The organism is Micromonospora sp. NPDC051296 (assembly GCF_040682255.1).
GTDB lineage: Bacteria > Actinomycetota > Actinomycetes > Mycobacteriales > Micromonosporaceae > Micromonospora > Micromonospora craterilacus.
In genome coordinates this window covers 1-5,567 of the sequence record NZ_JBFBAO010000419.1, presented here as the reverse complement: position 1 = coordinate 5,567, position 5,567 = coordinate 1, and the positions used below count along the sequence as shown (strand labels likewise).

Genomic DNA, 5,567 nt, shown 5'->3' with positions numbered 1-5,567 from the left:
CAGGTACGGCTGGACCATGGTCACCCGGCCGGCGGCACCGAGCCGGTGCACGTGGGCCAGGGCGAGTTCCCGGTGCAGCGGGTCGGCCAGGTCGTAGCGGCCGGTGTCCTGGCTGCCCGCGCTGACGGCGGGCTTGATGACGTACTCGCCCCGGTCGGCGGGCGGCTGCCACGGCTCGCCGGGCAGTACCCAGCCGGTGGGCACTGTCGGCACGCCGGCGCCGGACAGCTCGTCGAGGTAGCGCTTGTCGGTGTTCCAGCGCACCACGTCGGCCGGGTTGACCAGTCGGGGTACCCGGGCGGCCCAGGCGACGAACTCGTCGCGCCGGGACATGTAGTCCCAGGGCGAGCGGAGCACGGCCAGGTCGTACCCGGCCCAGTCGACGGCCGGGTCGTCCCAGACGGCGGACTCGGCGATGACGCCGCGCGCCGCGAGCGGGGCCAGCACGAGGCGGTCGTCCGGGTCGAGGTCGGCCAGTTCGGTGCAGGTGATGAGAGCGACCCGGGGTTTCCCCCGGGCCGTCAGGTGGTGGTTGGTCAATTTATCTTTCTCAGTATCTATCTCAACGGGCCATCGTGCGGCGCGCCATCGAACGCCAGAGGTCGTTGCTCGGGCGCATCTGGTCCATCAGCTCCCGCTCCCAGGCGTTCTCCACGGCGACTCCGGCCTTTGCGCAGGCCTCGCGGGCCACGACCGTGTCCTCCGCGAACTGGTCGCCCCACGCGCCGTCCGAACCCACCAGGACGATGCGTGCCCCGCGCTTGCCGACGTACTCGATGACCGCCTTCGCCCCGCCGTGCCCGGCGGCGAACGATTTGATACCCGCGACGAGCCCGTTGGGGGCCGGTCCGGAGGCGGCCTGATCAGCCGTCAGCGTCGTATCGGAACCATCTGCCATGACGCGAAGCCTAAGCAGACATGAACCCGGTAGGGCGAGAACCGTGAAGCTTTTGTGATACCGATTACCCGCGCGCTTAAGGAAGAGCAAAGGTTTTTTGCCCGGTTTTATCGGGATCAAGGGGGACGATGCGACGCCGCAGAGCGCCATCAACCGGATCTAGCTGATCGATTGAGACCCGGTCCCCCCGTGCCGGACGATGTGGCGACAAAACAGACAACACCGCATCCGTCACGATCTATCCGGCGAAGATCAGGAAGGAACCCTTCCTGATCAGATCAGGGCGTCCAGCGCGGCGACGGCGAAGACGATCGTCAGGTACGTGGTCGACCAGTGGAACAGCCGCATCGGCTTGACCGCCTCGCCCCGCCTGGCTCGGCCGGCGAGCTTGTGCGCCTCGACCAGGAAGATCGCGCCCACCACCAGCGTCGGTACGCCGTAGACCGGGCTCAGACCGAGCGCCCAGGGCGCCAGCGAGGTCAGCACCGTCAGCCAGGCGAACAGCAGGATCTCGGCGTTGACCCGCCGCACCGAGGCCACCACCGGCAGCATCGGGATGCCGGCCCGGGCGTAGTCGTCCTTGTACTTCATGGCCAGCGGGTAGAAGTGCGGCATCTGCCAGAAGAAGACCACCGCGAACAGCGCCCAGGCCACCGGCGACAGCGAGCCGGTCACCGCCGCCCAACCGATCAGCACCGGCGCGGCCCCGCAGGCACCGCCCCAGAAGGTGTTCGCCGCCGTGGTGCGCTTGAGCCACAGCGTGTAGACCAGGTCGTAGTAGACGATCGCGGCCAGCGTGAGCCCGGCGGCGAGCAGGTTGGTGAAGGCCGCCATCAGCGTGATCGAAACCGCCGCCAGCACCAGCCCGAAGATCAGGGCGTTGCGCGGCGTCACGGTGTGCGCCGGCAGGGGCCGCCGCTTGGTCCGCCGCATGAGCTGGTCGATGTCGCGGTCGATGTAGCAGTTGAGCACGCTGGCCGCGCCGGCGGCGAGCGAGCCGCCGACCAGCACCACCGCGACCAGCCACAGCGACGGCATCCCGCCGTGCGCGAGCATCATCGCCGGCACCGTGGTGACCAGCAGCAGTTCCACGATCCGCGGCTTGGTCAGCGACACGTACGCCGCCACGATCGCCCGCAGGTCACGAGAGCCGGCCGGGGCCTCCGCCGCCGCGCGCACCGGCGTCTGCCCGGCAGGGTCGCTGACGGGGCGCTCGGTGATCATGCTCACGGATTGCCACCTTCCGGCGTCGGCAGGGGAGGTCAGGGCGGCCGAACCCGGCTCGGGTCCACACACCGCCACACACACTACGCGTTGTCGTTTTGGCTGCCCGGGCGACCCGGCAACGGTGCGGGCCGTCACACCAGCGGCTGAACCGGTGGGCCGGCCGGAAACGTACAGACCAGCATGCTGAGATCCTCGGGCGCACGTTTAGGAGCGCTCGATAGGGTCACCAGTGAGGGTTCCGCCCATCTCGCCGAGGAGCACAAACCACCGTGGCTGCCAACCGACCCGAGCACCCCGCTCTTGACTGGTCCGACCTCGACCGCCGTGCCGTGGACACCGTCCGCGTGCTGGCCATGGACGCCGTGGAGAAATCCGGCAACGGCCACCCGGGCACGGCGATGAGTCTCGCCCCTGCGGCATACCTTCTGTTCAACCGGGTCATGCGGCACAACCCCGCCGATCCGCACTGGGCCGGGCGGGACCGCTTCGTGCTGTCCGCCGGCCACTCCAGCCTGAGCCTCTACATCCAGCTCTTCCTCACCGGCTACCCGCTGAGCCTGGACGACCTGAAGTCGCTGCGCCAGTGGGGCTCGCTCACCCCGGGCCACCCAGAGCACGGGCACACCCCGGGCGTGGAGACCACCACCGGCCCGCTCGGGCAGGGCCTCGGCAACGCCGTCGGCATGGCGATGGCGGCGCGCCGCGAGCGCGGCCTGTTCGACCCGGAGGCCGAGCCCGGCGAATCGGTCTTCGACCACGACATCTGGTGCATCGTCTCGGACGGCGACATCGAGGAGGGCATCAGCCACGAGGCCAGCGCCCTGGCCGGCCACCAGCAGCTGGGCAACCTCTGCCTGATCTACGACGACAACGAGATCTCGATCGAGGACGACACCCGCATCGCCAAGAGCGAGGACGTGGCGGCCCGCTACGCGGCGTACGGCTGGCACGTGCAGACCGTCGACTGGCGGCGCGGCGACGCCGACCAGGGCGACTACCACGAGAACGTGGCGGAGCTGCACCAGGCGCTGCTGGCCGCCAAGGCCGAGACCGGTCGGCCGTCGTTCATCGCGCTGCGCACCATCATCGGCTGGCCGGCGCCGAACAAGCAGAACACCGGCAAGATCCACGGCTCGGCCCTGGGCGCCGACGAGGTGGCCGCCACCAAGCAGGTCCTCGGCTTCGACCCGGCCGGATCGTTCGAGGTCACCGAGGAGGTGCTCGCCCACACCCGGCAGGCGCTCGGCCGTGGCGAGGCCGCGCAGCAGCAGTGGACGGTCGCCTTCGACGCCTGGGCCGCCGCCAACCCGGAGCGCCGCGCCCTGTACGACCGGCTGGCCGGGCGGACGCTGCCCGAGGGCTGGGCCGACGCGCTGCCCGAGTTCCCCGCCGACGCCAAGGGCGTCGCCACCCGGGCCGCCTCCGGCAAGGTGCTGGCCGCGCTCGCACCGGTGCTGCCGGAGCTGTGGGGCGGCTCGGCGGACCTGGCCGAGAGCAACAACACCACGATGAAGGGCGAGCCGTCCTTCGTCCCCAGCCAGTACGCGACCAAGGAGTTCCCCGGTCACGAGTACGGCCGGACGCTGCACTTCGGCATCCGCGAGCACGCCATGGGCGCGATCCTCAACGGCATCGCCCTGCACGGCGGCACCCGGCCGTACGGTGGCACCTTCCTGGTGTTCAGCGACTACATGCGCCCCTCGGTGCGGCTGGCCGCACTGATGAAGCTGCCGGTGATCTACGTCTGGACGCACGACTCCATCGGCCTCGGCGAGGACGGCCCGACCCACCAGCCGGTGGAGCACCTGTCCGCGCTGCGGGCCATCCCCGGCCTGGACGTGGTCCGCCCCGCCGACGCCAACGAGACGGCGTGGGCCTGGCGGCAGGCGCTGGAGCACACCGACCGGCCGACCGCGCTGGCGCTGAGCCGGCAGCCGCTGCCGACCCTGGACCGGTCGCAGCTGGCCGGGGCCGACGGGGTCGCCAAGGGCGGCTACGTGCTGGCCGAGGCATCCAACGGCAAGCCCCAGGTGATCATCGTCGGCACCGGCTCCGAGGTGCAGCTCTGCCTGACCGCCCGGGAGCGGCTGGAGGCCGACGGCACCCCCACCCGGGTGGTCTCGATGCCCTGCCAGGAGTGGTTCTTCGCGCAGGACGAGGCGTACCGGGAGTCGGTGCTGCCGCGCGGGGTAAAGGCCCGGGTGAGCGTGGAGGCGGGCATCGCGATGTCCTGGCGCGGGATCGTCGGCGACTGCGGCGAGAGCGTCAGCCTGGAGCACTACGGCGCCAGCGCCCCGCACTCGGTGCTCTTCGAGCAGTTCGGGTTCACCCCCGACCGGATCGTCGCCGCCGCGCACGCGGCGCTGACCCGGGTCGGCGACATCACCGGTTTCACCACCGGCAACTGAGGGAGCGTGGGTGCACATGACGACCGACAGGCTGGGCGAGCTGAGCGCTGCGGGAGTGGCGGTCTGGCTCGACGACATTTCCCGGGTACGGCTGAGTTCCGGCGGGCTTGACCAGCTGCGCCGGGAGAAGCACGTGGTCGGGGTGACCACCAACCCGACGATCTTCGCCAAGGCGTTGAGTGACGCCGACGAGTACGACTGGCAGCTGCGTGACCTGGCCGTCCGGGGCGTGGACGTCGAAGAGGCCGTCCGCATGATCACCACGTACGACGTGCGGTGGGCCTGCGACGTGATGCGGCCGTCGTACGACGCCGGCGCGGGCGTGGACGGTCGGGTCTCCATCGAGGTGGACCCGCGGCTGGCCCACGAGTCGGAGCGGACCGTCGCCGAGGCCAAGGCGCTGTGGTGGCTGGTCGACCGGCCGAACCTGTTCATCAAGATCCCGGCGACCGAGGCCGGTCTGCCGGCGATCACCGCCACGCTGGCCGAGGGGATCAGCGTCAACGTCACGCTCATCTTCGGGCTGGACCGCTACTCGGAGGTGATGGAGGCGTTCCTCGCCGGTCTGGAGCAGGCCAAGGCCAACGGCCACGACCTGTCGAAGATCGGCTCGGTGGCCTCGTTCTTCGTCTCCCGGGTCGACACCGAGGTGGACAAGAGGCTGGAGAAGATCGGCTCCGAGCCGGCCAAGGCGCTGCGCGGCAAGGCTGCCGTCGCCAACGCCCGGCTGGCCTACCAGCGCTACGGCGAGGTCTTCTCCACCGACCGCTGGCAGGCTCTGGCCGACGCCGGGGCGCACCCGCAGCGGCCGCTGTGGGCGTCCACCTCGACCAAGAACCCGGACTACCGGGACGTCATCTACGTCGAGGAGCTGATCGCACCCGGCACGGTCAACACCATGCCGGAATCGGTCATCCACGCCTACGCCGACCACGGCGAGACCCGCCCGGACACCATCACCGACGCGTACGACCACGCCCGGCAGGTCTTCGCCGACCTGGAGGCGGCGGGCGTGGACATGGCCGACGTGATCG

General features: G+C 70.6%; 4 protein-coding genes and 1 pseudogene. 2 read left to right on the top strand and 3 right to left on the bottom strand.

Features of this window, described 5'->3' with window-relative positions:
• The 3 genes and pseudogenes from AB0M52_RS29665 to AB0M52_RS29655 all read right to left on the bottom strand — a co-directional run.
• A pseudogene (locus AB0M52_RS29665) lies at positions 1-540 on the bottom strand (hypothetical protein); the annotation flags it as partial.
• 22 nt (positions 541-562) lie between these two features.
• Complete coding sequence (locus tag AB0M52_RS29660) at positions 563-898, bottom strand: hypothetical protein (RefSeq protein WP_363960596.1); 336 nt, start codon at positions 896-898, stop codon at positions 563-565.
• A gap of 273 nt (positions 899-1,171) precedes the next feature.
• Positions 1,172-2,128 (bottom strand): heme o synthase, encoded by a 957-nt coding sequence (locus AB0M52_RS29655; protein WP_363960594.1) that lies wholly within the window; start codon positions 2,126-2,128, stop codon positions 1,172-1,174.
• A gap of 266 nt (positions 2,129-2,394) precedes the next feature.
• On the opposite strand from AB0M52_RS29655, the gene tkt reads away from it, so the two are divergent.
• Both tkt and tal read left to right on the top strand, forming a co-directional pair.
• Positions 2,395-4,533: a transketolase gene (gene tkt / locus AB0M52_RS29650; protein WP_363960592.1), complete on the top strand. Its 2,139-nt coding sequence runs from the start codon at positions 2,395-2,397 to the stop codon at positions 4,531-4,533.
• Positions 4,534-4,549: 16 nt separating this feature from the next.
• The coding region (gene tal / locus AB0M52_RS29645) for a transaldolase (RefSeq protein WP_363960590.1) at positions 4,550-5,567 on the top strand (1,018 nt) is incomplete at its 3' end.